At 32.5% G+C, this 1,020-nt stretch carries 2 protein-coding genes; both read right to left on the bottom strand.

Annotation, left to right across the window (positions count from 1 at the left end; translation table 11 throughout):
- On the bottom strand, nucleotides 1–446 hold a 446-nt coding region (locus ACVC2P_RS16465), incomplete at its 3' end, for an alpha/beta hydrolase (RefSeq protein ID WP_452599547.1).
- Complete coding sequence (locus tag ACVC2P_RS16460; RefSeq protein ID WP_452599546.1) at nucleotides 447–812, bottom strand: cupin domain-containing protein; 366 nt, start codon at nucleotides 810–812, stop codon at nucleotides 447–449.
- Nucleotides 813–1,020 lie beyond the last annotated feature (208 nt).

Raw genomic sequence — 1,020 nt, 5'->3', positions numbered from 1 at the left:
GTAGCCATTCCTCCAACAGAATGACCTATAATAATCTCAGGGTTAAAATGGTTAACAACTACATTTATACATTCTGAATATAAAACAGCATTAAACTGTTTCCCACTAGAAGCACCATGAGCAGGAGCATCTAAAGACACAATATTATAATTTAATTGTTGAAGCTGTTTTATTAATTTTTCCCAACGTTGTGTATTACTTTCCCAGCCATGCACTAATAAAACAGTAGGGCCGTTACCTTGCCAGCGGTAAGTAGCAATAGTAGTCCCTTCATATTGTAAGTTTAATTGTTCTGCTGTATTTAAAAAGGGACGTTGTTCTGGTTTTATACGTCCTTTTCTAGGGGTGGCAAATAAATTTAAAGCCTTAATAGAAGTGTATTTAGGCATTACATAACTTAATACGTTAAATGATGAACCAATAAGTTTTATAATAGTGTTCCCCATTTAGTTTTCTCTATTTACCAAATCCATAGAGAATGCGGGTGTACAAATAGCAATATATTCGCAAGCCTCTGTAAATGGATTTGAGTATTGTACACGGGTCCCGCTCATTATTTTAATAGATTGTCCAGCCTCTAATACCAGTTGTTCATCTTCAATAATAAATTGCTTTTTGCCTTTTATAATATAGGTATACTCATCAAACTCTGGAGTTTGAAATGGTTCGCTCCATCCAGCAGGAGCTACCATGTGTGCAATGCTTATTTGCGAATTATCATCGGTAGCATTTCCAAAATGTTCCTCAATGAGTTTTCCGTCTGTTGTTGGTACAACAAAAGGTGCATTCTGTATAGTATATTTTTTAGACATGATAGTATTGTTTAATTCGTATAACTTTTTTTATTAAAAATTACCAATCTAGCATAAAGAACTTAATTTTTGCTGTATCAGGAATTTGTATAGCTTCAATTTTTTTAGAAACATCAAAACGTAATTCGGCTGGTAACTCTTTTTTATCTATAGTATAGTATGTGTTGTTTTCATTAATAAAAACAACAATATTTCTTAAGGTATTTTG

This window comes from Pontimicrobium sp. MEBiC01747, assembly GCF_053601635.1.
Note: the sequence above shows the minus strand (reverse complement) of the source record. Positions and strands in the feature narration are given on the sequence as shown.

What these genes read in the sequence shown, in the direction of transcription:
- ACVC2P_RS16460 (WP_452599546.1), bottom strand. Translation starts at nt 812, where the DNA reads ATGTCTAAAAAATATACTATACAGAATGCACCTTTTGTTGTACCAACA.